Source organism: Paenibacillus sp. UMB7766-LJ446, assembly GCF_030226665.1.
Taxonomy (GTDB): Bacteria; Bacillota; Bacilli; order Paenibacillales; family Paenibacillaceae; genus Paenibacillus; species Paenibacillus vandeheii.
In genome coordinates this window covers 119,080-146,018 of sequence record NZ_JASOYM010000013.1, presented here as the reverse complement: position 1 = coordinate 146,018, position 26,939 = coordinate 119,080, and the positions used below count along the sequence as shown (strand labels likewise).

Genomic DNA, 26,939 nt, shown 5'->3' with positions numbered 1-26,939 from the left:
AAACTTCTTCTTACCTCTTCTCATTAGCGCAGCAATCTCAACCCGTTCAGAATAACCAGAATTGTGCTGCCTTCATGGCCTACCACACCCAATGGCAATGCAACGTCCTGCAGAAAATTGCCCGCAATCAGCGTAAGAATAACCGTAATGGCAAAAAACATATTCTGCTTCACCGTCCGCTGTGCCCGGCGAGCCTGCCTGATCACCCAGGCGATCTCTTCAATATTGTCATTCATCAGCACCACATCCGCCACTTCCAGTGCTGTACCACTGCCTGATACACCCATGCCCATACCAACCGTTGCCGCCGCAAGTGCAGGCGCATCATTTACGCCATCCCCAACCATCAACACTTGCCCATACTGTTCACGAAGCAAATGCACCTGTTTCACTTTATCTTCGGGCAGCAAACCTGCATATACCAGGCTCACGCCTGTTTCACGGGCGATCACTGCTGCTGATTCAGGGCGGTCGCCTGTCAACATCGCTACTTTCACGCCCATGGCTTCCAGCCTCTTCACCGCGGCGGCCGCTTGTGGCCGAACTGTATCCCTCAACGCAATTAGTCCTGCCAATTCCCCGTTCGCTGTTACAACCGACACCGTTTTGCCTTCTCCCTCCATACGGGAGCGAATATCCTTCCATACAGAAGCGTCTTTCACCGCTTGCTCGCCTAATCCATTCTGATTGTCGTTTCCGTATCTCACATTCTCCGACCCTATTGAATCAATGACGTCCGTTTTGCCAATTTTCCAGAGAACACCGTCTACGTTTCCCTCAATTCCCCAGCCTGTCAGAGCCTGAACCTGTTCGGCAATCGGGAGTACGATGTCCTCCTTGGTCGCTTGTTCCACAATGGCACGAGCCAGCGGATGCATCGAAAGGTTCTCAATGGCGGCTATCGCACCTAGCAGCTGTGCCCGGTCATAGCCTTCTGCGGTTACAATGTCCGTTACCTGTGGTGTGCCCATCGTCAACGTCCCCGTTTTATCAAAAGCAACCACCCGGGTCTGGGCCATGTTCTCCACATGAGCACCACCCTTGAACAGAATACCGCGACGCGCACTGCTGGACATGGCTGATAACATGACCGGCATTATGGAAGAGACCAGTGCACAAGGTGAAGCCACCACCAGAAAGACCATGGCTTTGTAAAATGCGTCATTCCATGTCCAGCCAAGCAATAACGGCATTCCCCCAATGACCAACAACGTTACAGCGACAACAATACGGGCGTATATCCCCTCGAATCGTTCAATAAAGCGTTGGGAATCTGGCACTTCCGTCTGCGCCTCTTCCACCAGTTTAATGATTTTTCCAAACAACGATCCTTCAGCGGATTTAGTTACCTCCACATACAGAGCACCTTCGCCGTTCACAGTACCTGCAAATACTTCGTCACCAGCGGCTTTATCCACCGGTAAGGATTCTCCTGTAATCGAGGCCTGATTGATAAAAGAGCTCCCACGAAACACCACGCCATCTGCCGGAACTAGCTCGCCTGGTTTGACCAATAACAGATCGCCAGGCTGCAAATCTTCGATGGATACTAGATTCATGTTCCCGTCCTCAATCCGCAGCGCCGTTTCCGGTTTGAGCGCCAGCAGCGAAGAAATATCCTTGTGACTGCGCTCCGTTGCATAACTTTCCAGTGCACCACTTAACGCGAAAATAAAGATCAGCATGGCACCTTCATTCCAGTAGCCAATGGCTGCCGCTCCGAGCGATGCTGCAATCATAAGCAGATTGACATCGAGGTCACGATCCTTGACCAATGTTTCTATGCCTTCTTTAGCCTTGGTCCATCCACCTATCGCATAAGCAACAATATATAACACTACAGATACGGGGTCGGACCACGATGCTGTTGCCCACGCGATGAGCATCAAAAGCCCACTGCCCAGAGCAGCTTGCATTTCCTTGTTGCGCAGCATGGCCCGAAAGTCAGGTTTGCGTCCCCGGCCTGGACCGGGTGTATTCGCTGAACGTTGTTCAGCTTTTGCTTTCGTTTGAACGGGTTGGTGTACCGCTTGCATATGAATCACAATCCTTTCTGAATATCGGGTTGTGGACTGCATTTTAATGCAGCCATGTTCCCTGAAATGTTGTCGTATTGAGAATGAGAGCCATTGTTAATGCCCTAAAAATGGCACATGCTGCTGCGGGAATCCCGCAGCAGCATGGCAATCAAATGAGAATGATAATCATTTTTGTACTTATGCAATTATTTTTACCCAATACAACTTTTGCTTTATTATATGCCTGTGCTATGCATTTGTAAATGGGTATTCCCCACCTTCGGTGTAAAATAAAAAAAGCCACTCGTCCATAAGGACAAGCGGCCCGTGTGAATTTAATTTATTAACGTTATGAATTAAACACTAACGCTTGATTGCTGACTTGCTTTAATGGCTTGCTCCAGATCGTAAAGAATATCCTGAACATTCTCTGTACCCACAGATAAACGAATCAGCTCCGGATTAACACCTGCTGCAGTCTGCTCATCTTCTGTCAGCTGTTGGTGCGTCGTACTTGCCGGGTGGATAATCAATGACTTGGAGTCACCCACGTTAGCAAGGTGAGAGAACAGTTTGACACTCTCAATTAATTTGCGACCCGCGTCCACGCCGCCTTTGATACCAAAGGTCAGAATGGCTCCCTGGCCTTTCGGCAAATACTTCTGTGCCAGCTCATAGGAAGGGTGACTCGTGAGACCTGCGTAGCTGACCCATTCCACATCCTCATGCTTCTCCAGATATTGCGCCACAGCCAGCGCGTTGCTGCTATGACGTTCTACACGCAGATGCAGTGTCTCCAGTCCTTGAATGAGCAACCATGAATTGAAAGGTGAGATCGTAGCACCAAAGTCACGCAGCAATTGCACACGAGCTTTGATAATATATGCAATTGGTCCAACCACTTCCGTATACACGACACCATGATAGCTGGAATCCGGCTCCGTCAGTCCCGGGAACTTGCCGCTCGCTTTCCAGTCGAATTTGCCGCTGTCCACAATAACACCACCAATGGATGTACCGTGACCGCCAATAAACTTGGTGGCCGAATGAACGACAATATCAGCTCCATGCTCAATTGGACGAAGCAGATATGGACTTGGGAATGTGTTGTCTACAATCAAAGGAATGCCATGTTCATGAGCAATAGCTGCCACGGCTTCAATGTCCAGTACGTTGCCTTGCGGATTACCGATCGTTTCCGCGTACAATGCTTTGGTCTTATCCGTAATCGCCGCCCGGAAATTTTCCGGATCGCTGGAATCTACAAACTTTACATCCAGGCCAAGTTTCGGTAGTGTGGTTGAGAATAGATTGTACGTTCCACCATACAGACTTGCTGCGGAAACAATCTCATCTCCGGCACCTGCGATATTTAAGAGGGAGAACGTAATCGCTGCCTGACCAGAAGCAGTAGCCAAAGCACCAGCGCCTCCCTCAAGCGCAGCGATACGTTGTTCGAACACATCCGTGGTCGGATTCATCAGACGGGTATAGATGTTGCCAAACTCTTTCAATCCAAACAGATTGGCTGCATGCTCCGTATCACGGAATCCGTAGGATGTTGTTTGGTACAACGGTACAGCACGTGCATGGGTGGTCGGATCAATCTCCTGGCCTGCATGAATTGCCAATGTTTCAAATGAAAGCTCACGTTCGTTTGACATAAATCTGTTTCCTCCCTTAACTTATACGGTTTGGCAAATCCCTAGATGTCATGGCATGGTGGCGTATGTTTTCCATATTCTCTCACAAGATGACGTTTTTGAAAAGAATTATTTCCGATTTTTCCGATGAGAAATGTTAATTATGGATAACCTACGAACGCTATACCAAAAAAACCTTTGCAGGAGCAAAGGTTTTCCTGATTTTTTGCAAACTATCACCTGCTGGACTGATGCCCCACTCATTACCGTTTATACCCGAACCCCACTCCATATCTCACGTAAATGCTTGGCCGCTGGAACAGCTTCTTCCGCCGTTACCCCTTCTAGTGAAATATCGATGTGTGGTTTATAGGTCTTTAACAGTTCAAAAAATAACGGATAATCCAAAATGCCCTCGCCGGGCACAGGATTGAACTTCTCCCCTTGCGCATTGAAAGCCACGTCTTTGGCGTGAATGACAATGATGCGCTGATACAGGGATTCCATCACTTCACGCAGGAATGCAGACTGGTTAGCCACATGCGGCTGTTTGATCAAATTACACGGATCGAACAGCATGCCTAGATTGGATGAAGGAATTTCTTCAAACAGGCGGATCATATGTTCACACGTATGCAGCGTATGGGTTGACACAGGCTCAATCGCCGCATGAACGCCCCACTTTTCTGCCTCTTCCGCCAGTTCCTCTACCGTCTCCCTCAGCACCGACCACGCCTTTTCTTCATATCCATCCGGATGAGTATCGCGATACGTATCCAGGCCGCCGGTCTCCGTTGCCACCATACTGCAACCAAAATCCCTGGCATAGCGCAGATGCTCCTTGAATCGATCAATGTCTGCACGACGGGCCACCGGATCAGGATCAATCGGGTTAATGTAGCAACCTAGTACCGCAATCTTGACCCCGCGCTGTGCGAATTGATCGCCGATCTCATTCGCCAGTCCAGGGCTCAGCTTGCCATTGGCTGAATCCACATCCGACAACGCCTTGGCTAATGCCAGCTGTATCGAATTAAATCCGTTATCCGCGATGGTCTGTGCAAGCTGTGCTGTAGGCTGCTTACCAAACGTATGCGCAAGAATACCAAGTTTCATGTCACTGCCTCCTTTGCAATCGGACGCTCGCAGGTTTAACGAGCCATCCAGCCGCCATCCACATTCAGTACGTGACCATTCAAATAATCCGAAGCCGCCGATGCCAGGAATACCACCGGTCCTTTCAGATCCTCAGGTGTTCCCCAGCGACCAGCCGGAATCCGTGCCGTGATGTCACGGTAACGATTTTCATCGGCGCGAATCTGAGTTGTATTGTCTGTTTCCATATAGCCTGGTGCAATCCCGTTGATCTGAACGCCTTTGCCTGCCCATTCATTCGCGAGTGCTTTCGTTAAACCGGCTACCCCATGTTTACTGGCCGTGTATCCCGGTACGTTAATTCCGCCCTGATAGGACAGCATGGATGCAATGTTGATGATTTTGCCGCTCCCGCGTTCAATCATATGTCTGCCAGCCAATTGGCTCAGGAAAAATACCGTATTCAGGTTAAGACCAATGACATCATGCCAATCCTGTTGTCCGTGGTCAGCTGCAGGCGTGCGACGAATAATTCCCGCATTGTTGACCAGAATATCGATTCTTCCCTGAAAGGCTAATGCCTTCTCAAACACCCCGGTCAGTTCATCCTCACGGCTCAAATCAGCTTCAATCACATAGGCTTTACGTCCGAGAGCTTCAATGGCACGTGCTGTTTCCGATGGATTGGAGTAAGACACCAGCACAACATCTGCCCCGGCTTCAGCAAGGCCAATCGCCATTCCTTGCCCCAGTCCTCCTGATGTACCAGTGACAAGTGCAACTTGTCCGCTTAAATCAAATGGGTTCATGAATGATTCCTCCGCATGCTTAATTGGTATACAAACCCTGTTCTTCAGCTTCGGCAGTCACGTAACCACTGTGGAACTGAAGGTCAGCTCTGATAATCCACTTCGATGCCATTTTGCCTGTATAGGGCTGCTGTTTCCTCATCTAGGCTACTGTCGCTGATGATACAATCCAGCTCCGAACAGTGTGCAAAGGTCCGAAGGGCAAATTGTCCGAATTTATAATGATCCACGACGCCATAGACATGCTGAGAAGCAGAGATCATTGCTTTTTTCAGTGGAACCAGATCACCTGTATATATGGAAAGTCCAAATTCCGGATGAAGTGCCGTCGTTGAGATAAACGCTTTATGAATGTTAAGCCCGGAAATGAAGGCCGCCGTATCGTCTCCCACCAGCATATTGCGCACTCTCGCTCCGCCGGGCACAACCAGCCGCACCTGTTCCTTTTTGGTCAGCTCCGCAATGATGAACAGATCATTGGTAACCACAGTAATCGATTGATTGTCCAGGCGCTTCGCCATCTCCAGTGTGGTGCTTCCGCCGTCCAACGCAACAATATCTCCTGGGCGGATATACGCAAGAGCTCGCTCGGCAATCTCCGTTTTCTCCGAATGATGCTTTTCCGTAGCCCCGCGACTAGTAAGGATGCCATACTGATCGTTCTGAGCCAGCATCGCCCCTCCATGGACACGTACGAGCAATCCCATGCCTTCCAGCTTATCGAGATCCTCCCGTACGGTCTTGCCCGTCACCTGCAGCAGCTCACTCAGATCACTGACGGTGACTTCCTGCCGTTCCAGCAGAGCCTCCATAATTTTTTCATGTCTTTTCAATGGATTCATCACAGATCAACTTCCTATACATCTTTATTAAGGTAACAAGTTTAACACATAACACTTCAGGTACAGAAAACCTTCCGATCGCTCTTATCCCCAGATTTTTTTGATCCCCTTCTTCAAGGGGAAAATCCGGTGATAAAGGCAAGCTTATGCTTCCGAAGCAGCTTTCTTTCCAGAAAGCTTTTAGCTTCGCTTCTTCAGGTCCTTTCTGTCCCCTCCGTTCTCATGTCTTCTTGAGTTCAACTTAAAAAGATATTTGTAATTTATTATTTCAGGTCCTTCATGGCCACGCCGTCCATATCCTCGAACGTCTGGTTTTCACCAGCCATTGCCCAGCAGAAGGTATAGCTGCTCGTACCGACACCACTGTGGATCGACCAGCTTGGGGAAATGATTGCCTGACGGTCACGTACAACCAGATGCCGTGTTTCGTTTGGCTCGCCCATCATGTGGAATACGATGCCATCTTCCGGCAGGTTCCAGTACAAGTATACTTCGGAACGGCGGTTGTGGGTATGTGCAGGCATGGTATTCCACATGTTGCCCTTGTCGAGTTCCGTAATGCCCATCACCAGCTGGCAGCTCTGGATCCCGCCTTCTCCCTGATGGATATAACGATAGATCGTCCGTTCATTGGAGCTTTCGATGCTGCCGAGATGGTTCGGCTGAGCCTGCTCCTGGGTTGCCTTTTGCGTAGGATACGTATGGTGCGCAGGTGTGGATACAAAATAAAACTGGGCCGGCTGTTCGTTGCCGTTCTTAAATACAACTTCTTTTACACCTCTGCCGATGTACAGACACTCTTTCGCACCAATTTCGTATCCTTGGCCGTCAGCTGTCACGGTTCCGTGGCCCCCAACATTAATGATACCGATTTCACGACGCTCCAGGAAAAAGTTCGTTCCGATATCTTTCAGGTTCACTTCAAGTGCAATATCCTTGCTCTGAGGTACAGCCGTTCCTACAATATAACGATCCACATGTGAGTATACCGTCACCAATTCATCTGTTGCAAACAGCTGCTCCATCAAGAATTCCTCGCGCAGACGGGCAGTATCATACGTTTTTACTTCATTCGGGTGTGCAGCATATCGGTTTTGCATCATTTATCCATTCCTTTCGTGAGTCAGATAATGTTCATATAAGTTCATTTTAGTTCATTTTGTATCTTTTGTGTACCTTTTTTTTATAAAAAAAAGGCTAACCAGTATTTATTGGCTAACCTCATAATACGATCAACATCCAATACTTTAGCACTTTAACATTTTATACCATCAACTTAATAGAAGCACCTTTCCCTCGATGCACGATTCGGCGGTTGCAATGGCCTGTTTCACATTTTCCAGCCCATACGTAGCTCCAATGTTTGCCATCATTAATCGCCCTTCCCGAACTAACTCAATCACTTCATTAAATACCTGTTCCCATCGTTCTTGCGAACATCGCTCTACCCAATGCTTTAGCCAAAAGAGTTTAACGTTAACTTGCGTTCCTCGGGTCATTTCATGCCATATAGGCGTGATACCCGAAAGCAATCCGACGCTTATTACCGTGCCATGCGGCCTTAAACAACTCACGAGCTGCTCTCCGTCTGCCCCTCCAATGCAGTCGACGGCCGCATTAGCGCCAAGCCCCTCCGTTAATTCTACAATTCTCTCCTGTAGCAGCTCTTCCATCGTATTCACGACAGAAACTGCACCAAGGCGATATAACTCAGCAGTATGTCGATCATTTCTTGTGAGCGCAATCATACGAAATCCCAGAATCTTCGATAGTTGCGCAAATATTCGCCCGAGCGCGGAACCACCCGCATTGACAATTAAGGTATCCCCATACGTAAGCTGAAGCATATCTGTACAAATCAGCCAAGCTGTTATCGGGTTAATGTAGATCTGACTTGCCGATTGATCAGGAATATCATCAGGCACAATAATCGCATGTCGATCCAAAGTCTTCACTACCTCTTGCCACGTGTTCTCACCTTTCAGTGGCAGGACACGGCGACCCAACATTTGATTGGATACTCCCGGTCCTACTGCCTCCACTACACCCACTCCCTCGAACCCAGGAACAGCTGGCAGCAGAGTCCGATGCGGATATGCTCCTCGAACAGGAATGACATCTGAGGGATTAATCGGCCGAGCGCTCATCCTCACTGCTAATTCACCGGGGCCAGGGGGTACTAACTCCTTCTCCTCTATACACAGCACTTCGTTCGGCTCACCGAAACAATAATAACGTACAACCTTAGTCTTCATTGATGCATCTCCTAAAATCATTTTTCTTAGATAAAAATATAAATATATTATGTAATAAAATAGATAATAAACCAACGTTGTTTACCCCAAAACAGGGATTGATTTGAAAGAGAAATACTTTTCAGTAAAAAAGCTGCCCTAACACAATTTCAAAAGAAGATCTCTCTAGAAAAAGATTACCCTATTTACGAATTTAGTGTAAACGTTATTACTGAGAAAGAAGTCAAGGAAGTTTTACACATAATCGTATACCATACAATGGATTACTCTATAAAATATAACACTATTGTCCCCCATGTTGGAGTTGGGATAAATCAAAGAACCCGACGGGGAAATCCCCGCCAGGCTCAGGTAACTTGCGATGGTTTATAAGGCGTAAATAAGCGCCTCGTAAGGAAGCAAACGAAGGGTGCCAGTACTAACCTCATCCGAGGTTGACCGATCCAGATTGCCAATGATCAAGCGGGCATTCGTGGTTCGATCAGCGAATGAAGCAGGCAGACGATAGGACTGCTCCTGATCCGAATGATTGAGAATGACAAGCCATGTCTCTCCATCCAGACTGCGGCTATAGGCATATACATGCTCTTCCCCTGCCGATTGGTCACGATAATCTCCATAGACCATAACCGCGTGCGTTTTACGCAGGGCGATCAGTTGCTGATAATATGCAAATATGGAGTCCTGCGCGGCTAAATCCCGCTCCACATTAATTTCTTCGTAGTTGGGATTCACCTGCATCCAAGGCTGACCTTCGGTAAACCCGGCGTGCTTGCTGCTGTCCCACTGCATTGGTGTGCGGGAATTATCCCGGCTCAGTGGCTGAAGACTGCGAAGCACTTCATCTGGCGCACGGCCTTTACCGAGTTCTTCCTTATACTTGTTCTTCATGGCAATATCATGATATTCATCAATGGAAGAGAACCGGACACCCGTCATGCCGATCTCCTCTCCCTGGAAAATGTATGGTGTGCCCGGAAGGGTATGAATCATGGTCGCCAATTGTTTGGCGGATTCCACACGGTATTGTCCATCATTGCCGTACCTTGAAACCTGTCGCGTGTGATCGTGATTGTTCAGGAACTGGGAGTTCCATCCATCATTGCGGAACGCTTCGTACCAGCTCTCCTGAATTTCCTTGTACCGTGCCAGATCCCATGTAGGCATGTCATCTGCCACCTGGAAATGGAATAATGTATGCAGCTCTTTCCGGTTATCCCCCACATACAGAAGGCCATCCTCTGGTGTGACAAACGGAATTTCCCCCACAGTCATGATGTCATAATGCTGGAGAACCTCCCGGTTCATTTCCTGCAAATATTCATGAATGCCCGGATTATTGCCCAGATAATCAATATGCTCCGGGTGCTCCGCATCCGGGAAGCCTTCCAGCTTGGCCAGCAAATTAATGACATCCATGCGGAAGCCGTCAATGCCCTGATCCAGCCAGAAACGCATCATCCGATAAATCTCCTGACGCAGTTCAGCATTTTCCCAATTCAGATCAGGCTGCTCCTTGGCAAAGGAATGGAAATAATACTCCCCTGTCCGCTCGTCATAAGTCCATGTCGACGGTTCGAAATAGGAACGCCAGTTGTTCGGCGGGCCATCCGTCTTACCCGGCTTCCAAATATACCAGTCCCGTTTCGGATGATCGACGGATGAACGCGATTCCTCAAACCATGCATGCTGCTCTGATGTATGATTAACCACCAAATCCATAATGAGCTTCATGCCCAGTTCATGGACCTTGTCCAGTAACTGCTTAAACTGCTCCATCGTTCCGGCTTTCGCCATAATGCGGTAATAATCAGCGATATCGTACCCGTTGTCTTTATCCGGCGATTCATAAATGGGATTAAGCCAGATGACATCAATACCTAGACTTTTGATATAGTCGAGCTTGAGCATCAACCCTTGCAAATCCCCGATGCCATCCCCATTCGCATCCAGGAAGCTCCGCCAGTAAACCTGGTACACAACCGCTTCTTTCCACCATGCCCGGTTCATGCTGCATCTCCCCTTTCTCGTATTACTTTACTTCATTAAACTTCTTTCAGCGAGTTCTCTCTCAAAGTGCTTTCCAGAAACGACAGCGTTAGCTGTGTTGTATCCTTCAACACCACGTCCGCTCCGGAACCTTTGAGCACAGCTTCTTCGCCAATACCCACGGCGATCATGCCTGCGGCTTTGATGGCCTCAACGCCCGCCTGCGCATCCTCGATGCCGATGCAGGCCTTCACGTCAGCACCCACTTCTTCCGATCCACGCAGGAACAGATCAGGAGCAGGCTTACCGTGCGGTACCGAATCCGGATGTACCACATACCGGAACAGCGAATCCAGCTCCAGCGCCTTCAAAATTTGGGGTGCGTTTTTGCTCGCAGAGGCGATAACTGCCGGAATGCCGGAGGCTTGCAGTTCAAGCAGCAATTCCCGAATTCCAGGGTAGGTGTGCTCCGGTGTCAGCGAGTCCAGCAGCGATACGTAATGTTTATTTTTACGGCTTGCGAATTCTTCCTTTTCCTCTGCCGAATACGTATTTTCTTTACCACCCAGACGCAAAATGCGCTCCAGTGATTCCCCGCGGCTAATGCCCTTTAACTGCTCGTTGAACTCGCGGTCAAACCGAATGTCCAGCTCTTCGCCAAGCTGCTTCCATGCAACATAATGGTACTCTGCCGTATCGGTGATGACACCATCCAAATCAAAAATAACGGCTTGAAGTGCTCCGTTCCCTTTCATCTTTCCGTTCCTCCCATGTCATTGCTCTAGTTGAGTTCAACTAAAAGTTATTTACACTGGCCACTACGATGACAGAACAACCTTTCGATCGCTGTTATCCCCAGATTTTTTCGATATCCTTCTCAGAAGTGAAAATCCGAAGATAAAGGCGAACGCGCCGCTTCTTCAGGTTATTTCTGCCCTCTCCGTTATCGTGTAAATGTTTAGTTGAACATTATAGTTGCCATTCAATTCGTTTCTCGTTGCTTTCCCGTCTCTCACCCTTCCAGTCCAGAACGACCGTCCAGCCCGATTCGTTGGAAATGCTCGCAACCCGTTTGCCCTCACGGGATTCAAAATGAATATCGAACTCCGCATCGCCTACCATCAGATGCTCCAAACTGCACTTCTTGTCAGCCCACGCCTGTGGCAATACAGGTGATATCGTCACCTGGCGCTTTTGTGCTTCCGGCTGAACTCCGAAGAAATGCCGTACTACAGGCACAGCAAATGCATAGATCGTCCATGCCTGCACTACACAGCCGTAGTCCGGGGACATCTCCGAGAACGAACCCGGCAGTACACGTGAGAAGCTTTTCCCCATCCGGCGCAGCAAATCCAGCGCGTGATCCGGATGCCCGTAAGCCGCTTCGGCAACGGCATGCGCTCCGGTAGAGATTGTCATCGTACCCTGTTGATACATGGCAGCAAGATAAGTACCGTATTCACCGATGAAGTCCCGGTTTCGCATCGCTTCCAGAGCACGCTGTGCTTTATCCTGATCGGCAATTCCCGCTTCCATCGGCGTAACAATAACCCAGTTTTTGTTCAGCAGCCAGCCACGATCATTCTGATCGTCTCCCGCATCAGCCAACAATTCTTCCACGTACTCCCGGTAGTCTGTGATCCCCTGCTTTTCAGCGAGAGAAACCATGTAATTCACCTTGGGCACAATATCGGAAATAGGTGCAACCGCATCCGCATAGAGGCTATCTTTTTCAGACCAATACACATCATTCACCGCGCGTACCGCTTGTTCCGCCAGTTTTTGATAGATCTGGTGCCGCTTCGTTTCACCCAAATAGAGACTCATGTGCTCCAGCGCCTGCAGAGCCTTCGCTGTATATACGGCACTATCAATCAGCTCCATATTCAAGCCGGCAATTTCGATGATACCGTAACCGGAAGGGAACAGATCTCCGTCCGGGTCCATCTCGTCCAGCAGCCAGTCGATGCCCTGAATACAGTAGTCATAATGCTCGCGCAGCAGTGCATCATCCCCGGTCCACAGGAACATTTCCCATACAAAGGCGATATAGTGTGCCGTCTCCTGCGTGTTTCCGCGATTAGATACGGCTCCGATCGTAGTCACTTCATGCACAAAACGTCCATTACCATTTGCTTCTTTCGATTTCTCCAACAACAAATTCAGCGTATCCCGTACCAATTGATGGTCTCCCGTAGCAAGCACACCCTGAAGCGCATACGTACTATCACAGCCGAACCACCACGGATACGTGGGCCCGCCGGCCGTCAATCCGCGACCGATTCCGTCCACTTGCTGTACCAGCCACTGATTATTGCGCTTCACCCAGGCAAATTGCTCGTTCAGCTCATCTTCACCTTCAACGGTAAGCACTGAGCGCTGATCCAGCTTGTCGTAGAACTGCTGCTTCTGCTCTTTCAAACGAACGTGGTCACGTTCAATGACTGCATAAGTCTGCTCACAAGCTTCACGGGACGACTCCGACCCGGCGACAAATAACCGGAAGCGGAACACATCCTTCTCCTCCAGCGAGCACTCTGTTACAAAAGAAATCCCTGTGCCTTTGCCTGCCGTCAACTCTGGCCCGTACAACTCAGGTCCAACCGACATATCCGTTCCCGGCAGGTCACTTCCAATCATGGCATACCAGTCTTGGGCGTCATCTTTTACGATGACCTTGCGTGAAGAAATGGCTTCTGCCGTTTCACCCGCTCCTGGGATAATTCCGATCTCATCGGAATACCAGACCGGACGTAGATCGGTACGTGACAGCAGTTCCAGCTTGAGTCGGGTTGTTCCTTTGCCGTAAGCGCTGATCTCATACTCTGTGACCATGCCTTTTTCATAATCAGGGGCAAATTGACTGCGTTCAATGGTTACCGGAATGTGACTCAAACCATGATCATAATCGAAACGGCTTCCACCCCAAGACTCGCTTGTGAATCCGTCTGCCCTTGCCCACACGGCAATGTTGCGATCCAGATCGGTTACCTTCAGCCAGAAACCGTCCAGCAGCTTGATTGGATGAAGCCATACACCGCCCATTTCGTTAGCCATATGATGCCCAAAATCAGGAAAGTATCCGTCCTGGGTACCGCAAATTTTTACGTATTCCCCTGCGTTATAATACAAATTAAATGGATGTCTGCTTGTTAATGTGGCCATGGTTGTCCTCCTCTGCGGTTTGGCTCACCGCTTATCTCTTCCGTAATATGGACGATTAGCCCTTGATTGCAGATGAGATGGAAATGCCTTCAATAAAGTATTTTTGTGCAACAAAGAATACAAGAAGTGGTGGAAGCATAATCAGCATCGTCGCAGCCATCAGCATATTCCATTCCACGTTATAAAGCCCTTTGAACATGGACAATCCGAGAGCCAGCGTATATTTCTCACTGGAGTTCAGATAAATGAGCGGTCCCTGGAAGTCATTCCATACGCCCATAAAGGTGAAGATAGAAACAGCAATCAGCGGCGGCATAGACAACGGCAGCATGATTTTGGTGAAAATCTGCATTTTGTTGGCTCCGTCCACAAAAGCGGACTCATCGAGATCCCGCGGAATACCGCGCATGAATTGACGGATCAGGAAGATGTTGAACGCCCCGCCCCCGAAGAATGCAGGAATAATGAGTGGTAAAAATGTATCAACCCAGCCGATTTCCTTGAACATGATGAACATCGGAATCATCGTTACCTGCGAAGGCAGCATCATCGTCGCCAGCAGCACCAGGAACAGCGTGCGTTTGCCGCGGAAATTAAACCGGGCAAAACCATACGCACATAGGGCAGACGAGAATACGGTACCGACTAATACCGGAATCAGAATAATCAGCGTATTTTTCAAAAATGTAAAAAACGGGATGGCCAAGACGGCATTTTTATAGTTAGACCACATCCATACAGCCGGGAAAAAATCATCTTTGAACACCTCGGCAGGTGTTTTAAGAGACGTTGCAAATGTCCATAACAGCGGGATCAGCACGACGGCCGCACCAGCGAGAAGCATGAGCATAGAGAATAGTTTCGAGTAGACCGGTTTCCGTGTCGTTGCTTGATTCATCATTTGTCCTCCTCTCAATCCTTTTCGTTATCGCCCTGGTAATAGACCCACATCGAAGAACTGCGGATGACCAGCAACGTAAACGCCAGAATGATGATGAACAATACCCAGGAGAGTGCCGAAGCATAACCCATTTCAAAATCGGTAAAAGCTTTATTGTACAGGTACAAGTTGTAGAACAGGGTCGAGTTAAGCGGTCCCCCGTTGGTCATAACAAATGCTTGTGTGAAATACTGGAATCCGCCGATGATACCCATAATAACGTTGAAGAACACCGTTGGAGAAATCATAGGCAATGTGATGTTGAAGAACCGTTGAAATGGTCCCGCCCCATCCAGATTGGCAGCTTCATACAGCTCTTCGGGAACTCCCTGCAAGCCGGACAAATAAATGATGATCGTGTTGCCGACACCCCACAACCCCATGACAATCAGTGCGCCCAGTGCATAGCTCGGGTCTTGAAGCCAAGCCGGCCCCTGTACGCCGAAGAATCCAAGCGCACGGTTCAGAATCCCATATTCCGGATTGAAAATCATAATCCACATCATGGATGCCGCTACAGCCGGAATAACAGATGGCATGAAATAAATCAATCGGAAAAATTTCATGCCTCTGTTCCGCATATTCAGCAGCAAGGCGATTAGCAGAGAAGCTACTTGATACAGCGGTACGGATACCAACGCGAAAATAAAGGTAACTTTCAACGATTGGTAGAACAGCTCATCATGGAACATCGTTTTGAAGTTATCCAGACCGACCCATTCGATCGACTTTACGCCGGTAATAATATCCCATTTGCTAAAAGCCAGCAGCAGGGAAAACAACATTGGACCAATGGTAAAGAGCAACAAGCCTATAAGCCAAGGTAAAATGAACCAATACCCGGCACGCTCGGATTTAGAATTACGCATAGCTGCCTCCTTGATGAAGAGGGTGAATCAGCATGGCCGCCGACTCACCCGCATGGTTTTTACTTGATTTTGCTGTCAACATTCTTCGCAGCTTCATCTAGAGCGCCTTTGACATCCTGTTTGCCAAGCAGCACTTTTTCCAGCGCCTTGGTGAATTCTTCAACAAACACAGGTCCGTTTGTAGAACGCATGGTTACTGGTTTTTTAGCATAATCCATCATTTCGATGACCGGTTTGTCTGCTACTTCTTTGGCTTTGACTTCGTCCAGCTCTTTCACAGTCGCTGGCAATACTTTACCGTTTGCAGAGCGAAGCTTCTGTGCATCTGTACCCGAGAGCCATTTCACCAGTTCGTATGCAGCTTCTTTATTTTTACCAGCTGCGTTGATCGCCCAACCCGCACTAGCGATGATGCTTGAACGAGTACCGTCCGTATTTTGTGGAATCAGTGCAGAACCATATTGAACATCGGATTTGTCGAGATCACCCTTGATCCAACGACCTGTAATCATCATAGCGAGCTTGTCTGTCATGAACATCGATGAATCTCCGCCAAGTGTTTCGGAATCCAGTGGTGTCGGGGATACACGGCTATCTCCTTGAGACCAGGAAACGTATTGATCCATTGCCGCAATCGTTTTGTCACTGTTCATGTAACCTTCAGCAGCCGTTCCATCCTCATTCGCGATGTCTGTACCGTAATCCCAAAGGTACGTATAGATCGGATATTCCCATTTACCAGCATTGAATCCGAATTGCGTATATTTATTACCATCTTTTTTGGTCAGTTTTTGTGCAGTTGCGATCATGTCATCCCATGTCCACTCATCTGTTGGATAAGGGATTCCTGCTTCGTCAAACATGCGTTTGTTGTACCACAGGGCAAGTGGGTTGAAATCTTTAGGCAAATAGTATTGTTTGCCTTCGATTTTCATATTTTCAATCAGATCCTTTTGGAAAATATCCAGATTAAAGGACGTATCTTTGCTCAGATAATCATCAAGTGGTTCAATTACACCTTTATCAACGTATTTGTAGTAGTCGCCTTCACCAACCAGAAATACGTCTGGTGCTTGACCAGCTGCCAGGGATGTAGTGAGCTTCGTTCCATAACCTTCACTTGGAATTGGCTCAAACTTCACTTCGATATCCGGATGTGCCGCATTAAACTCTTCAGCGAGCTTTACTTCATCCGCACCGGAGTTGACATCTCCCCAAACCGAGAAGGTAAGCTTCACCTTTTCTGCTTTACCTCCCTCCGCACTGTTGCTTCCACCTGAAGAGCAAGCAGACAATACCAAAACCAAAACAAGCATCATGACCAAACTTGCGGACCCTTTTTTCATTTGAATGACCTCCCACATGGATTTATATTAAACCAAGGTTTGAAACCGTTTGCTGAAAGTAACTTGCTGACCGGACAGAAGGAGAGAAATTTCTTCCTCTGCATCACTTTCGATTAGAATACCCTCGGGCGTGATTGTGATATGCAACAACTGGTTTTGCCAGTAGAGCGGGAATTTCAGACTGCTCCAGGACTCAGGCAGCTTTGGATCGAGGTGAAGCTGACCATCCAACATACGAACTCCGGCAAATCCCATCACAACACATTCCCATATTCCGCCCAGAGAAGCGGAGTGGATGCCTGCATCTGAAGAGTGCATATGCGGTCCCAAATCAATCTCGGACGCCCGACGGAACAGATCGTAAGCGAGCGGACGGTTACCGAAGTCACTGGCAAGGATGCTGTGCGTCGACAGGGACAATGAGGAATCATGCAACGTTTTTTCCTCGTAGTAATCGTAGTTGGCACGTTTGATATCCGGTTCGAATTTATTCTCAAGCAGGAAGAACAGCATCATGATGTCAGCCTGCTTCGAAATTTGCATTTCACCAACCTGATCCAGGTTGTAGTCATTGAAGATACTGGCGACTTTAGTCTGATTTTTATAAGGGGTAAGATCAATGACTTTCTTCTGCAAGTAAGTATCATCTTGTGGAATAAGTCCTTGCTCATTTGGCCCTGGCAGATACATCTGGTCCAGCTTGTTCCATGCTTCCCGAGCAGATGTCAGATCAAGCTTCGCCGACAATGCCTTGAGCAACTCTGGTTTCTCCTGTTGAAGCTTCTCAAAATATTGAATGGCCATCTCCATATTAAAGTGAGCCATATGGTTAGTGAATGCATTGTTGTCCACATGTTCCTTATATTCATCCGGTCCAACAACCTCATTGATGTGATAGCGGCCCTTGGCCTCATCCCACTCCAGACGGCTGGCCCAGAACGTTGCTGTGTCAAAAATGATCTCGTAACCATACTGATCCATAAACGCTTCATCCCCGGTAGATTGCACATAATGCCAAACGGCATAAGCAATATCGGAGGTGATGTGCTGTTCAATGAAGCCCGACCAGATTTTCGTCTGTTCGCCGGTTACGATATCTACATCTCCCCATACCGGTGTAACTTCGCCATCTCCGATCCAGGCAGCTTCCCATGGGTACATGGCTCCTTCGAATCCGTTCTCCTTGGCTTTGCTTCTGGCTCCATCCAACCCCTGATATCGATATTCCAGCAAGGATCTTGCGATCTTGGGGTTGCTGTAGATGAAGAATGGAAGGATGAAGATTTCCGTATCCCAAAAGGAATGTCCCTTGTACCCTTCGCCACTTAACCCTTTGGCGCCGATTCCCATGCGATTATCATGAGCAGGTGTCATAATGACGAGGTGATAGATGGCAAAACGAATGGCAAGCTGGTCATATCCGCTTGTGCTGTCCACCTCAATGTTGTACGTGGACCAGGTATCCGCCCAGGCGTTAGCGCTTTCACGAAATAGCTGATCATACCCTTTTTGTGATTCCTGCTTCAGCTCTGTCAGCGCTGATTCACGCATCTGCTCCAGTGAATATCCACCGTCTCTGTAAACCAGATCCCGACTGGTATGCACATTCGAGATTTTCTCCAGTGTCACCGATTGTCCGGCTTCCACGGTCAATGTGCCTTCAATGCCTACCTTGCGGCGTCCCATCGTTTGACGCAATTCCGGTTCAACCTTTTCACCATTCAGCTGCCAGTGGTGCACCGTATTGGTTACAAAATCAACTGCCGATTGTGTCGTCGTTGACGTCATTTGAATATAAGTCTTTTCAAATATCCGTTTCTCGCCTTCCGTGAAATGCTGCGCACCCGAGTTCGTCCATTGTCCATTAATACCGGACGTAATGTGAACACGCGCTTGTCCATCCAGTGGCTTGATGCTTACGGATGAACCAACCAGATGACGGTTGCTCAAGGAAACAAAGCGGCGGAATTGAAGATCAAAGCTTTCTCCTGTCGGGCTCTGCCAGACTACATTACGGGTCAGCTCACCGTTCTTGAGATTCAGTTGACGACTGTAGCTAATTGTTCTTCCTTTTTCCAAGCTGAAGGTTTCCCCATTAAGAGTGATTGAAAGCTCCGTCACATCTGCAGCATTGGGGAGTTCTGTTACCTCATGCTCGTCAAATTTATTGAACGTTCCAGCCACGAACCAGTTCCGTACCTGTCCAACATAATTCTCGTCCGTTGCGGAGCGAAGCCCCATGTAGCCGTTTCCAAGTGAAAGCACAGCCTCGCCTTTCCCTTGATGAGCCGGATCAAACCCCGTTTCAGTTACCAGCCAGTTACTCCATTCTCCTTGTCCTGCATCGTATTTCAGCAATTTGTATTCCCCCTATGTCTATCTTATGTTGTATCCGAAACGTTTTGGATTTGAGTGAAAATAATACCGAAACGTTTCGGATATAATAAAACATTTCGGTGCTCTTCTCATCTCGTTTCATTTTGCAATACCTCGCGAACGTATTCTCAGCTAAACTCAGCGACCTGGTTTGGCTGTCGAGGATCTCAAAACCAATTCATTTTGCAAAATATTAAATTTGGGGCTATCTTCCGATTTCAGCATGCCCATCAGCAGGTTTGCAGCCTCATGTCCCAACTGATACATATTCTGTCCGATGGTCGTGAGTGGTGGTTGAAAATAGGCGGCTGTTGGAATGTCGTCAAATCCAACTATAGACAATTCATCCGGTATAGAGATGCCTAGTTCATTCGCAGCCTTCATTACACCCAGAGCCATCATGTCGCTTGCACAAAAGATTGCGGTAATTTCCGGATAAGCCTTTAACAATTCAGAAGCTTCTTGCTGTGCTTCCTCTTCCGTAAAATTCCCGTTTACAATCCATTCAGGCTTCAGGATCAATTCTGCATTGCGCATTGCATCGGAATATCCTTCATAACGCTCCTTGGATACAAAAGCCTCGGGGTAACCGTTCACCATGGCAATCTGCCGATGACCCAAACCAATAAGGTGCTCTACAGCAGCCTGTGCACTTTGTTTATGATTCGTTGATACAAAACCGACATACTCACTATGAATGGGTATATCAATCAATACACAAGGAATGTCACTGTCCAATACTTCCTGCAAATACGGATCATCCGTTTTCACACCCTGAAGAATGACGCCATCCACTTTTCGTTCCCTGCACAGCTGTGTGTACGTTTTCATCTTTTGCTTCGCTGTATTCGTGCTAAACAAGATCAGATCATAATCTGAGTTGGCAGCGCTGTCATTAATACCGCAAAGCACTTCGAAAACAAAGTTGTTATCGATGTTTTTGTACGTCATGCCTGATACGAGCAACCCCAGCGTTTTGGTTTCCTTCATGACCAGGCCTCTCGCTAGACCATTTGGACTATAGTTCAGGGTTTCGGCGGCTTCCTTAATCAGTTTGCGCGTACTATCGCTGACGTCCGAGTACCCATTCAATGCTCTGGATACAGTCGTAATCGAAAATCCCGTCATTTGTGATATGTCTTTAATTGTAGCCAATTGCTTTCCTCCAAAACGTTTCGGATTACTTATATTTCTGAGTATACGGATTCAAGAAAAAAAATCAAGAACTATTTTCGACAATATTCTCATCTTTTATAGACGCTGAAGTCTCCTTCCTTAATCTACCCGCATTCAGTATAAACAAATGGGTAAAAAAAATCTCCCGACCTTTTAACTAAAGTCGGGAGATCCGTTAATCTATTGCAAAATCAAAATCATTTCGATAAAGATTCAATACAACTTAATGTGCAACTGTATTGTTCAACATGATCCAGATGGAACCAATAACGATGGTCAACATGATCAACAGACCAAAGATCAAAGCCATTACATTCCAACGCGGCTTCTCCGATTCACGGATATGCATGAAGAAGAAGAGTTGAACCACAAACTGAAGTCCTGCTGTTACCAGAACGACACTCAGCGTTGCTGTTCTGCCCATCATGTCATTCAGTACCACTACCAAAGGGATAATGGTCAGAACAACGGACAGAATGAAGCCGATGACATAGGACTTGAGTGAACCATGCTGTTCGTGGCCATGGGACTCATGTGAGTTATGCTCTGCCATCTACATCACCCCCATCAGATAGACGATCGACAGGAGGAAAATCCAGACGACGTCCAAGAAGTGCCAGTACAAGCTGATTACGTTGATTTTACCGCGAGTTACATCGGTAATTCCACGTTTTTTCAGTTGCAGCATCAATCCGATCATCCAGATCAGACCGAGCGATACGTGAAGTCCGTGAGTACCCACCAGGGTGAAGAACGCACCAGAAGATGCACTCGTTGTATAACTGAACCCTTCATGAATCAACTCAACAAACTCCATTACTTCCAGGGCGATAAAGCTCGCACCCAGAACAGCTGTAACCGCCAGCCAGCTGATTAATTGCTTCACCTTGCCTTGGTTCATGGCAAGAACCGCAAGTCCACTTGTAAATGAACTTGTGAGCAAGATAAATGTCTCGGCAATAACGCCAGGCATTTTGATCAATTCAGACAACACCGGTCCGCCCGCCGAATTGTCACGCAACACAATAAAGGTTGCGAACAATACGGAGAACAGGATAACGTCGGAAATCAGGAAGAACCAGAATCCGAGTATTTTTAATTCTTGCGGGTCATGGTGACCATGGTCATGATCATGTGTATGGTCATGACCGTGCTTTGCGGCTGCTTGAGCCATTTATACCGACCCCCTTAACGACGCTTCGGTACGCTTAATTTCGTCAACCGGAATATAATAATCCGTATCGTATGAGAATGAACGAGCGATCATGCAGATCCCTACGCCAGCGAGTCCAAGAATTGCCATCCACAGCCATCCGAATACAAAGCCGAAACCGGCGATGAACCAGAATATAGACATGATGAACGGAATCGCGGAATTTTTAGGCATATGAATCGGCTCAAGCGGCTGTTCAGGTGGATAGATGCCTTTAGCACGACGTTCTTTCTCTTCCCACCACTCATCAATATCATCTCCGCGCGGTGTAATGGCGAAGTTATATTCAGGAGCAGGTGAAGGAATTGACCACTCGAGCGTACGACCACCCCATGGATCGCCGGATGCTTTGAGTGATTTGTATTTCCGAACGCCGTCTGCGATTTGTGCAACCTGGAACAAGAATCCGACACCCATCAGGAATGCCCCGATTGTGGATACAAAGTTCAGTTCCCACCAGCCGGTATCCCAGCCATAGGTGCTCAGACGACGTGTCATCCCCATCAAACCGACAGCGTACTGCGGCATGAAGCAGACATAGAAACCGATATTCCAAGTCCAGAAAGCCCATTTGCCCAGTTTTTCCGGGAGTTGGAATCCGAACATTTTAGGCCACCAGTAGTACAGACCTGCAAAGTATCCGAATACTACGCCACCAATCAATACTTGGTGGAAGTGGGCAATCAGGAAGTAACTGTTGTGGAACTGGAAGTCAGCAGGTGCAACGGACAACATAACCCCCGTCATACCACCGACGATGAAGCATGGTATAAATGCCAATGTCCATAACATCGGGGTATCCATGCGTATCCTACCCCTGAACATCGTAAACAGCCAGTTAAATATTTTAACCCCTGTTGGTATGGCAATCAACATCGTTGTTATGGCGAAGAATGCATTGACGTCCGCTCCCGAACCCATCGTGAAGAAGTGATGCGCCCATGTAAAGAAGGACAGGAAGCTAATGATCAGCATCGCAAATACCATCGATTTGTAGCCAAACAATTTTTTCTTCGAGAATGTACTTACAATCTCGGAGAACACACCGAATGCCGGCAAGACCACGATATATACCTCAGGGTGACCCCACATCCAGATCAAGTTGATATACATCATCGGATTACCGCCCAAATCAAGTGTGAAGAAATGCGCCCCCGCAAACCTGTCGAGGAAGAGCAAAGCAAGTGTCACGGTCAAGATTGGGAATGCAAACAGAATGATAATACAAGTGGAGAATACCGACCATGTAAACATCGGCATTTTCATCCATTTCATGCCTGGCGCACGCATTTTAATGATGGTAACCAGGAAGTTGATACCGGTAGCCAGGGAACCGATACCCGAAATCTGAATACCCCATATATAGAAGTTCTGTCCCACCCCCGGGCTATGCGATAGCTCCGATAAAGGCGGATAACTGAGCCAGCCTGCGTCCGGTGAGCCACCGATAACGAAGGACAGGTTGAACAGCATTGCTCCCAGGAAGAATAACCAGAAGCTCAATGCATTCAGGAACGGGAACGCAACGTCCCTTGCCCCGATTTGAAGCGGTACAATAACATTAAATAAACCGAACATAAACGGCATCGCCATGAACAGGATCATGATCGTACCGTGAGTCGTAAAGACCTGATTATAATGCTCGGGATGTAAGAAATCCATGTTAGGCATAGCTAGCTGAAGACGCATCATCAGTGCATCCACACCACCACGGAAAAGCATGATAATGGAAGCAATAATATACATAATACCGATCTTTTTGTGATCGACGGTAGTTAACCAGTTACGCCAGAGCCAGCCCCATTTTTTGAAATAAGTCAGCACCGCTACGATGGTAATCATCGTAATTCCGATCGCCACGTCCGCACCATAAATCAGCGGATCACCGGTAACGAAAAACTCCGATGCAAACTCCTTAAGTCTCTCTAACATTGGGGGCCTCCTTTCGAATCTTTAGTTAGCACTCTTGTCCACGCCGTTCGTAGTAATTTCTTTGGTACCTGAAGCTTCATCCGAACTTCCACCATGTTTGCTGTGGGCACTTTGACCATCAACAACATACTTGGTCACGATGTCCTGGAACAGCCCTTCTGGGAAGGAAGAATAATAAGCTACATTGCTTGTTCCCGGTTCCGCCAGAGTTTTATATGTCTCTTGCGTCAGCGGTTGAGATTGCTGCTTCACTTCTTTCACCCATTTGTCGAAGTCTTCTTCCGAAGTAGCATTGACATCAAAGCGCATTTGGGCAAAGTGTTCCCCGGTAAAGTTGGCACCTGAACCCCAATATTGACCTTCATGATCAGCTTGCAAGTACAAGGTCATCGCCATACCCGACATCGTATAAATCTGTCCACCAAGCTGCGGGATCCAGAACGAGTTCATCGGTGAATCCGCGGTGAGCTCAAATTTTACGGGCCGGTCTGCCGGGATATTCAACGTGTTGACCGTTGCAATACCTTGCTCCGGATACATAAACAGCCATTTCCAGTCCAGTGAAGAAACTTGAATGGTAACCGGTGCTTTCTCGGAAGCCAATGGCTTCGAAGGTTCCAGATCATAGGTGTAGCGAATCGTTACAACCGCCAGCAATCCAATAATAACAATCGGAACGGTCCACCAAATTGCCTCCGCTTTTGTGCTATGAGACCAGTTAGGCTCATATGCAGATTTATTGTCCGGTTTGTCGCGGTAACGCCATACAATTACTGCAGACAAAATCAATACAGGCACAATAACGACTGCACACAGAATTGTCGAAATGACAATCAAATCTCTCTGCGAAGCGCCAACAGGCCCTTTCGGATCCAGAACAACGTACTGCCCGCCTGCCAGCATTGGCCAGACAATCAATGCAATTGTAACCAACGTCAGGACAACCGGAATGATTATCCGAATTAGCGACCTAGGTTTCTTGTTCATCTTGATCCCCTCTCCTTAAATTCGCTCATACTGAAAAAACAGTATACTACTCTCTTCCTTCTAAAGATATCAGAAATGAGCAACTTTTTTGTTCATGTTAACAAATTTGTCGATTTTACACCTAAAATGTGTGAATTTTTTCTCACAAATCACTTGCATACTTGATATTTCCTCATTGTAATCTTTACACTTCAAGTCACAAAATAAAACCCTTTGCAGTCCCGTTGAACATGATCAACGAATCCGCAAAGGGCTTTATTGACTGGGATTCCGGGTGCTCATCCAGTCTTATTATGAACGAATTAACGCAGGATTATTTAATCGGCGCCTTCGTCTTCCCGGCGTGTATGAACAAGTCCAATCGATTTGGCAATAACATAAATAAATACACTGCCAACCAAGAAACCGATACCGACCATTAATCCGAGGTTACGATCATTAAAATCATTCAGGTTGATCAGGCACATAACTACTCCCGTAATAAGAGCAATCCAAGCCAGAACTGTCATCGTTAACACCGCACGCCGCATATTTTTATCTTTGCGCTCCAATTGGCTTACCATTGCTGTCTTCGATGCCATAGTAAACACTTCCTTTTCCCTTTTTGTAAGTGCTTTCCTTATACCAATATACCACATCAGTATGATTTTTAGTCAACAAATGTTCAAATTTATTTCGCAATTTGGACACTTTATTTGTATTTTGACTGTTGACAAGGATCAGATCACTTCTACTTACTTCTTATAACCCAAAATCGCTCGTCTCATAACATGAAACAGTCCAGACCTTATGAAACCTTTATGAACATTAAGGGTCTTTGCTGAAATAAAATAAAAAAAGGACGGTGCATCGGATTTCCGAAGCCACCGTCTTTTTTTTGGGTAAACATAAATATCCTGCATCTAACAATTAACCAAATGTTATTATTTCATTTAATTCGAGTTTCCAACCAATTATTTTTGATGACGTTTTGATACCAATAGAAGCTTTCTTTGGGTGTTCTGACCAAGGAACGGTAATCCACATGCACAAGACCAAAGCGCATCCGGTATCCTTCCGCCCACTCAAAGTTATCCATCAAAGACCAAGCCATGTAGCCTTTCAGGTTGATCCCGTCGTTGATAATCCGATGAATTTGCGCCAAATGCTGCTCATAATATGCAATTCGGCGATCATCATTTATTTTACCGTTCTCCAAATCATCATTGATGCATGCACCATTTTCTGTGATGTAAACATCCACATTTCCGTATTTTTGCAAATAGTGCATGAACTCATACAATCCGCGTGATTCCACAGGCCAACCAATATCGGTCTTGGTAAGTCCCATATCGACCTCTTCGGATTGCAATGCACCCGCCTCAGGATTGAAACGATTGATTCCCATGGTGTAGTAGTTAATTCCTAGAAGATCAATAGGCTGCGAGATAATTTCCATATCGCCTTCCTGAATCGGGACAGTCGCACCAGCCTTTTCAAACCAGTCAACCATAAATTGTGGATAAGCTCCTTTGTAGATCGGATCCAGGAACCAATCTGTATTCAGTGCAATTGCCCGATCACATGCTGCCTGATCTTCCGGAGATTTGCTGTAAGGCTCAGCCCAGCATACATTGGGAGCAATACCAATCTGTCCTGTTGTTCCCAAGCGACGGAACGATTGAACGGCTTTACCATGGGCAACCAACAGTCCGTGCGCAACATTAATTGATGTTTGCAGGTCCTTGTTGCCAGGAGCATGAATACCGAGCAGGTTGGACAGAAACGCAATACACCAGGGTTCGTTGAAGGTTAGCCAAAAATTGATTTTCCCGGAAAACTCCTTGAAGATGACTTCAGCATATTTGACAAACGCATCCACCGTCCTGCGGTTGCCCCAGCCTCCGATATCCTCCAGCGTCTGAGGCAGGTCCCAATGATACAGCGTACAGAAAGGTTCGATTCCCGCTTCAAGCAGTTTATCCACGAATCGATGATAGAAGTCCAGACCTTCCCTATTGATCTCACCGTCTCCATCCGGAATAATACGCGGCCAGGCGATGGAGAACCGATAGGTATTGATCCCAAGCTTTTTCATCAGCTCGATATCTTCCTCATAGCGATGGTAGCTATCACAAGCCACATCACCGTTGTCTCCATTAAACACTTTGCCAGGCGTACGAGCAAACGTATCCCAGATGGATATCCCGCGCCCGCCTTCCTGCGCAGCACCCTCTATTTGATAAGAAGCTGTTGCTGTTCCCCAGCGGAAATCTTGTGGAAATTGAAAAATTGTCATCGTTTA

The 26,939-nt window shown here is 47.4% G+C and carries 22 protein-coding genes; 1 reads left to right on the top strand and 21 read right to left on the bottom strand.

Annotated features, from left to right (window positions below; all coding sequences use genetic code 11):
* Positions 1–23: 23 nt before the first annotated feature.
* A complete protein-coding gene (locus QP794_RS26425) occupies positions 24–2,036 on the bottom strand; it encodes a heavy metal translocating P-type ATPase (RefSeq protein ID WP_285079724.1) in 2,013 nt (670 codons plus the stop codon).
* A gap of 110 nt (positions 2,037–2,146) precedes the next feature.
* Between QP794_RS26425 and QP794_RS26420 the strand changes: the two genes are divergently transcribed.
* Positions 2,147–2,281, top strand: a complete 135-nt coding sequence (locus tag QP794_RS26420) for a hypothetical protein (protein WP_285079723.1) — start codon at positions 2,147–2,149, stop codon at positions 2,279–2,281.
* Between the two features lie 93 nt (positions 2,282–2,374).
* Here the strand turns inward: QP794_RS26420 and QP794_RS26415 are convergent, their stop codons facing one another.
* The 20 genes from QP794_RS26415 to QP794_RS26320 all read right to left on the bottom strand — a co-directional run bounded on the left by QP794_RS26415 (position 2,375) and on the right by QP794_RS26320 (position 26,933).
* Positions 2,375–3,682, bottom strand: coding sequence for a homocysteine synthase (locus tag QP794_RS26415; protein ID WP_285079722.1), 1,308 nt, complete (start codon positions 3,680–3,682; stop codon positions 2,375–2,377).
* A gap of 249 nt (positions 3,683–3,931) precedes the next feature.
* Positions 3,932–4,777 carry a sugar phosphate isomerase/epimerase family protein gene (locus QP794_RS26410; protein WP_285079721.1) on the bottom strand — a complete coding sequence of 282 codons (846 nt, stop codon included), beginning with the start codon at positions 4,775–4,777 and terminating at the stop codon, positions 3,932–3,934.
* 35 nt (positions 4,778–4,812) lie between these two features.
* On the bottom strand, positions 4,813–5,565 hold the full coding sequence (gene kduD, locus QP794_RS26405) for a 2-dehydro-3-deoxy-D-gluconate 5-dehydrogenase KduD (protein ID WP_053779016.1): 753 nt from the start codon (positions 5,563–5,565) through the stop codon (positions 4,813–4,815).
* Between the two features lie 83 nt (positions 5,566–5,648).
* The gene (locus tag QP794_RS26400) at positions 5,649–6,407 is read right to left on the bottom strand and encodes a DeoR/GlpR family DNA-binding transcription regulator (RefSeq protein ID WP_285079720.1); all 759 of its coding nucleotides are present in this window, start codon (positions 6,405–6,407) and stop codon (positions 5,649–5,651) included.
* Positions 6,408–6,670: 263 nt separating this feature from the next.
* Positions 6,671–7,507 carry a 5-dehydro-4-deoxy-D-glucuronate isomerase gene (kduI, locus tag QP794_RS26395; RefSeq protein ID WP_285079782.1) on the bottom strand — a complete coding sequence of 279 codons (837 nt, stop codon included), beginning with the start codon at positions 7,505–7,507 and terminating at the stop codon, positions 6,671–6,673.
* Between the two features lie 171 nt (positions 7,508–7,678).
* Positions 7,679–8,662, bottom strand: a complete 984-nt coding sequence (locus QP794_RS26390; RefSeq protein WP_285079719.1) for a zinc-dependent alcohol dehydrogenase family protein — start codon at positions 8,660–8,662, stop codon at positions 7,679–7,681.
* 366 nt (positions 8,663–9,028) lie between these two features.
* The gene (locus tag QP794_RS26385; protein ID WP_285079718.1) at positions 9,029–10,672 is read right to left on the bottom strand and encodes a glycoside hydrolase family 13 protein; all 1,644 of its coding nucleotides are present in this window, start codon (positions 10,670–10,672) and stop codon (positions 9,029–9,031) included.
* 35 nt (positions 10,673–10,707) lie between these two features.
* Positions 10,708–11,406 (bottom strand): beta-phosphoglucomutase, encoded by a 699-nt coding sequence (pgmB, locus tag QP794_RS26380; RefSeq protein WP_285079717.1) that lies wholly within the window; start codon positions 11,404–11,406, stop codon positions 10,708–10,710.
* 214 nt (positions 11,407–11,620) lie between these two features.
* On the bottom strand, positions 11,621–13,816 hold the full coding sequence (locus tag QP794_RS26375; protein ID WP_285079716.1) for an alpha-L-rhamnosidase-related protein: 2,196 nt from the start codon (positions 13,814–13,816) through the stop codon (positions 11,621–11,623).
* A 55-nt stretch (positions 13,817–13,871) separates the two neighbouring features.
* Positions 13,872–14,714, bottom strand: a complete 843-nt coding sequence (locus QP794_RS26370) for a carbohydrate ABC transporter permease (RefSeq protein ID WP_076291229.1) — start codon at positions 14,712–14,714, stop codon at positions 13,872–13,874.
* Between the two features lie 14 nt (positions 14,715–14,728).
* Positions 14,729–15,625 (bottom strand): carbohydrate ABC transporter permease, encoded by an 897-nt coding sequence (locus QP794_RS26365; protein ID WP_024631406.1) that lies wholly within the window; start codon positions 15,623–15,625, stop codon positions 14,729–14,731.
* Positions 15,626–15,684: 59 nt separating this feature from the next.
* A complete protein-coding gene (locus QP794_RS26360) occupies positions 15,685–16,971 on the bottom strand; it encodes an ABC transporter substrate-binding protein (protein ID WP_024631407.1) in 1,287 nt (428 codons plus the stop codon).
* A 27-nt stretch (positions 16,972–16,998) separates the two neighbouring features.
* Complete coding sequence (locus QP794_RS26355; RefSeq protein WP_285079715.1) at positions 16,999–19,329, bottom strand: glycoside hydrolase family 65 protein; 2,331 nt, start codon at positions 19,327–19,329, stop codon at positions 16,999–17,001.
* A 156-nt stretch (positions 19,330–19,485) separates the two neighbouring features.
* Positions 19,486–20,502 carry a LacI family DNA-binding transcriptional regulator gene (locus tag QP794_RS26350; protein WP_285079714.1) on the bottom strand — a complete coding sequence of 339 codons (1,017 nt, stop codon included), beginning with the start codon at positions 20,500–20,502 and terminating at the stop codon, positions 19,486–19,488.
* Positions 20,503–20,746: 244 nt separating this feature from the next.
* Complete coding sequence (gene cyoD, locus QP794_RS26345; protein ID WP_064640613.1) at positions 20,747–21,076, bottom strand: cytochrome o ubiquinol oxidase subunit IV; 330 nt, start codon at positions 21,074–21,076, stop codon at positions 20,747–20,749.
* Positions 21,077–21,697: a cytochrome o ubiquinol oxidase subunit III gene (cyoC, locus tag QP794_RS26340; RefSeq protein WP_079350094.1), complete on the bottom strand. Its 621-nt coding sequence runs from the start codon at positions 21,695–21,697 to the stop codon at positions 21,077–21,079.
* Entirely contained in the window at positions 21,698–23,668 is a 1,971-nt protein-coding gene (locus tag QP794_RS26335; RefSeq protein ID WP_024631412.1) for a cbb3-type cytochrome c oxidase subunit I, read from the bottom strand.
* Between the two features lie 21 nt (positions 23,669–23,689).
* Positions 23,690–24,655 carry a ubiquinol oxidase subunit II gene (gene cyoA, locus QP794_RS26330; RefSeq protein ID WP_285079713.1) on the bottom strand — a complete coding sequence of 322 codons (966 nt, stop codon included), beginning with the start codon at positions 24,653–24,655 and terminating at the stop codon, positions 23,690–23,692.
* A 317-nt stretch (positions 24,656–24,972) separates the two neighbouring features.
* Positions 24,973–25,236 carry a hypothetical protein gene (locus tag QP794_RS26325; RefSeq protein WP_024631414.1) on the bottom strand — a complete coding sequence of 88 codons (264 nt, stop codon included), beginning with the start codon at positions 25,234–25,236 and terminating at the stop codon, positions 24,973–24,975.
* A gap of 347 nt (positions 25,237–25,583) precedes the next feature.
* Positions 25,584–26,933: a GH1 family beta-glucosidase gene (locus tag QP794_RS26320; protein ID WP_285079712.1), complete on the bottom strand. Its 1,350-nt coding sequence runs from the start codon at positions 26,931–26,933 to the stop codon at positions 25,584–25,586.
* Positions 26,934–26,939: the final 6 nt, after the last annotated feature.

What these genes read in the sequence shown, in the direction of transcription:
- QP794_RS26425 (WP_285079724.1), bottom strand. Translation starts at nt 2,036, where the DNA reads ATGCAAGCGGTACACCAACCCGTTCAAACGAAAGCAAAAGCTGAACAA.
- QP794_RS26420 (WP_285079723.1), top strand. Translation starts at nt 2,147, where the DNA reads ATGGCACATGCTGCTGCGGGAATCCCGCAGCAGCATGGCAATCAAATG.
- QP794_RS26415 (WP_285079722.1), bottom strand. Translation starts at nt 3,682, where the DNA reads ATGTCAAACGAACGTGAGCTTTCATTTGAAACATTGGCAATTCATGCA.
- QP794_RS26410 (WP_285079721.1), bottom strand. Translation starts at nt 4,777, where the DNA reads ATGAAACTTGGTATTCTTGCGCATACGTTTGGTAAGCAGCCTACAGCA.
- kduD (WP_053779016.1), bottom strand. Translation starts at nt 5,565, where the DNA reads ATGAACCCATTTGATTTAAGCGGACAAGTTGCACTTGTCACTGGTACA.
- QP794_RS26400 (WP_285079720.1), bottom strand. Translation starts at nt 6,407, where the DNA reads ATGAATCCATTGAAAAGACATGAAAAAATTATGGAGGCTCTGCTGGAA.
- kduI (WP_285079782.1), bottom strand. Translation starts at nt 7,507, where the DNA reads ATGCAAAACCGATATGCTGCACACCCGAATGAAGTAAAAACGTATGAT.
- QP794_RS26390 (WP_285079719.1), bottom strand. Translation starts at nt 8,662, where the DNA reads ATGAAGACTAAGGTTGTACGTTATTATTGTTTCGGTGAGCCGAACGAA.
- QP794_RS26385 (WP_285079718.1), bottom strand. Translation starts at nt 10,672, where the DNA reads ATGAACCGGGCATGGTGGAAAGAAGCGGTTGTGTACCAGGTTTACTGG.
- pgmB (WP_285079717.1), bottom strand. Translation starts at nt 11,406, where the DNA reads ATGAAAGGGAACGGAGCACTTCAAGCCGTTATTTTTGATTTGGATGGT.
- QP794_RS26375 (WP_285079716.1), bottom strand. Translation starts at nt 13,816, where the DNA reads ATGGCCACATTAACAAGCAGACATCCATTTAATTTGTATTATAACGCA.
- QP794_RS26370 (WP_076291229.1), bottom strand. Translation starts at nt 14,714, where the DNA reads ATGAATCAAGCAACGACACGGAAACCGGTCTACTCGAAACTATTCTCT.
- QP794_RS26365 (WP_024631406.1), bottom strand. Translation starts at nt 15,625, where the DNA reads ATGCGTAATTCTAAATCCGAGCGTGCCGGGTATTGGTTCATTTTACCT.
- QP794_RS26360 (WP_024631407.1), bottom strand. Translation starts at nt 16,971, where the DNA reads ATGAAAAAAGGGTCCGCAAGTTTGGTCATGATGCTTGTTTTGGTTTTG.
- cyoD (WP_064640613.1), bottom strand. Translation starts at nt 21,076, where the DNA reads ATGGCAGAGCATAACTCACATGAGTCCCATGGCCACGAACAGCATGGT.
- cyoC (WP_079350094.1), bottom strand. Translation starts at nt 21,697, where the DNA reads ATGGCTCAAGCAGCCGCAAAGCACGGTCATGACCATACACATGATCAT.
- QP794_RS26335 (WP_024631412.1), bottom strand. Translation starts at nt 23,668, where the DNA reads ATGTTAGAGAGACTTAAGGAGTTTGCATCGGAGTTTTTCGTTACCGGT.
- cyoA (WP_285079713.1), bottom strand. Translation starts at nt 24,655, where the DNA reads ATGAACAAGAAACCTAGGTCGCTAATTCGGATAATCATTCCGGTTGTC.
- QP794_RS26325 (WP_024631414.1), bottom strand. Translation starts at nt 25,236, where the DNA reads ATGGCATCGAAGACAGCAATGGTAAGCCAATTGGAGCGCAAAGATAAA.
- QP794_RS26320 (WP_285079712.1), bottom strand. Translation starts at nt 26,933, where the DNA reads ATGACAATTTTTCAATTTCCACAAGATTTCCGCTGGGGAACAGCAACA.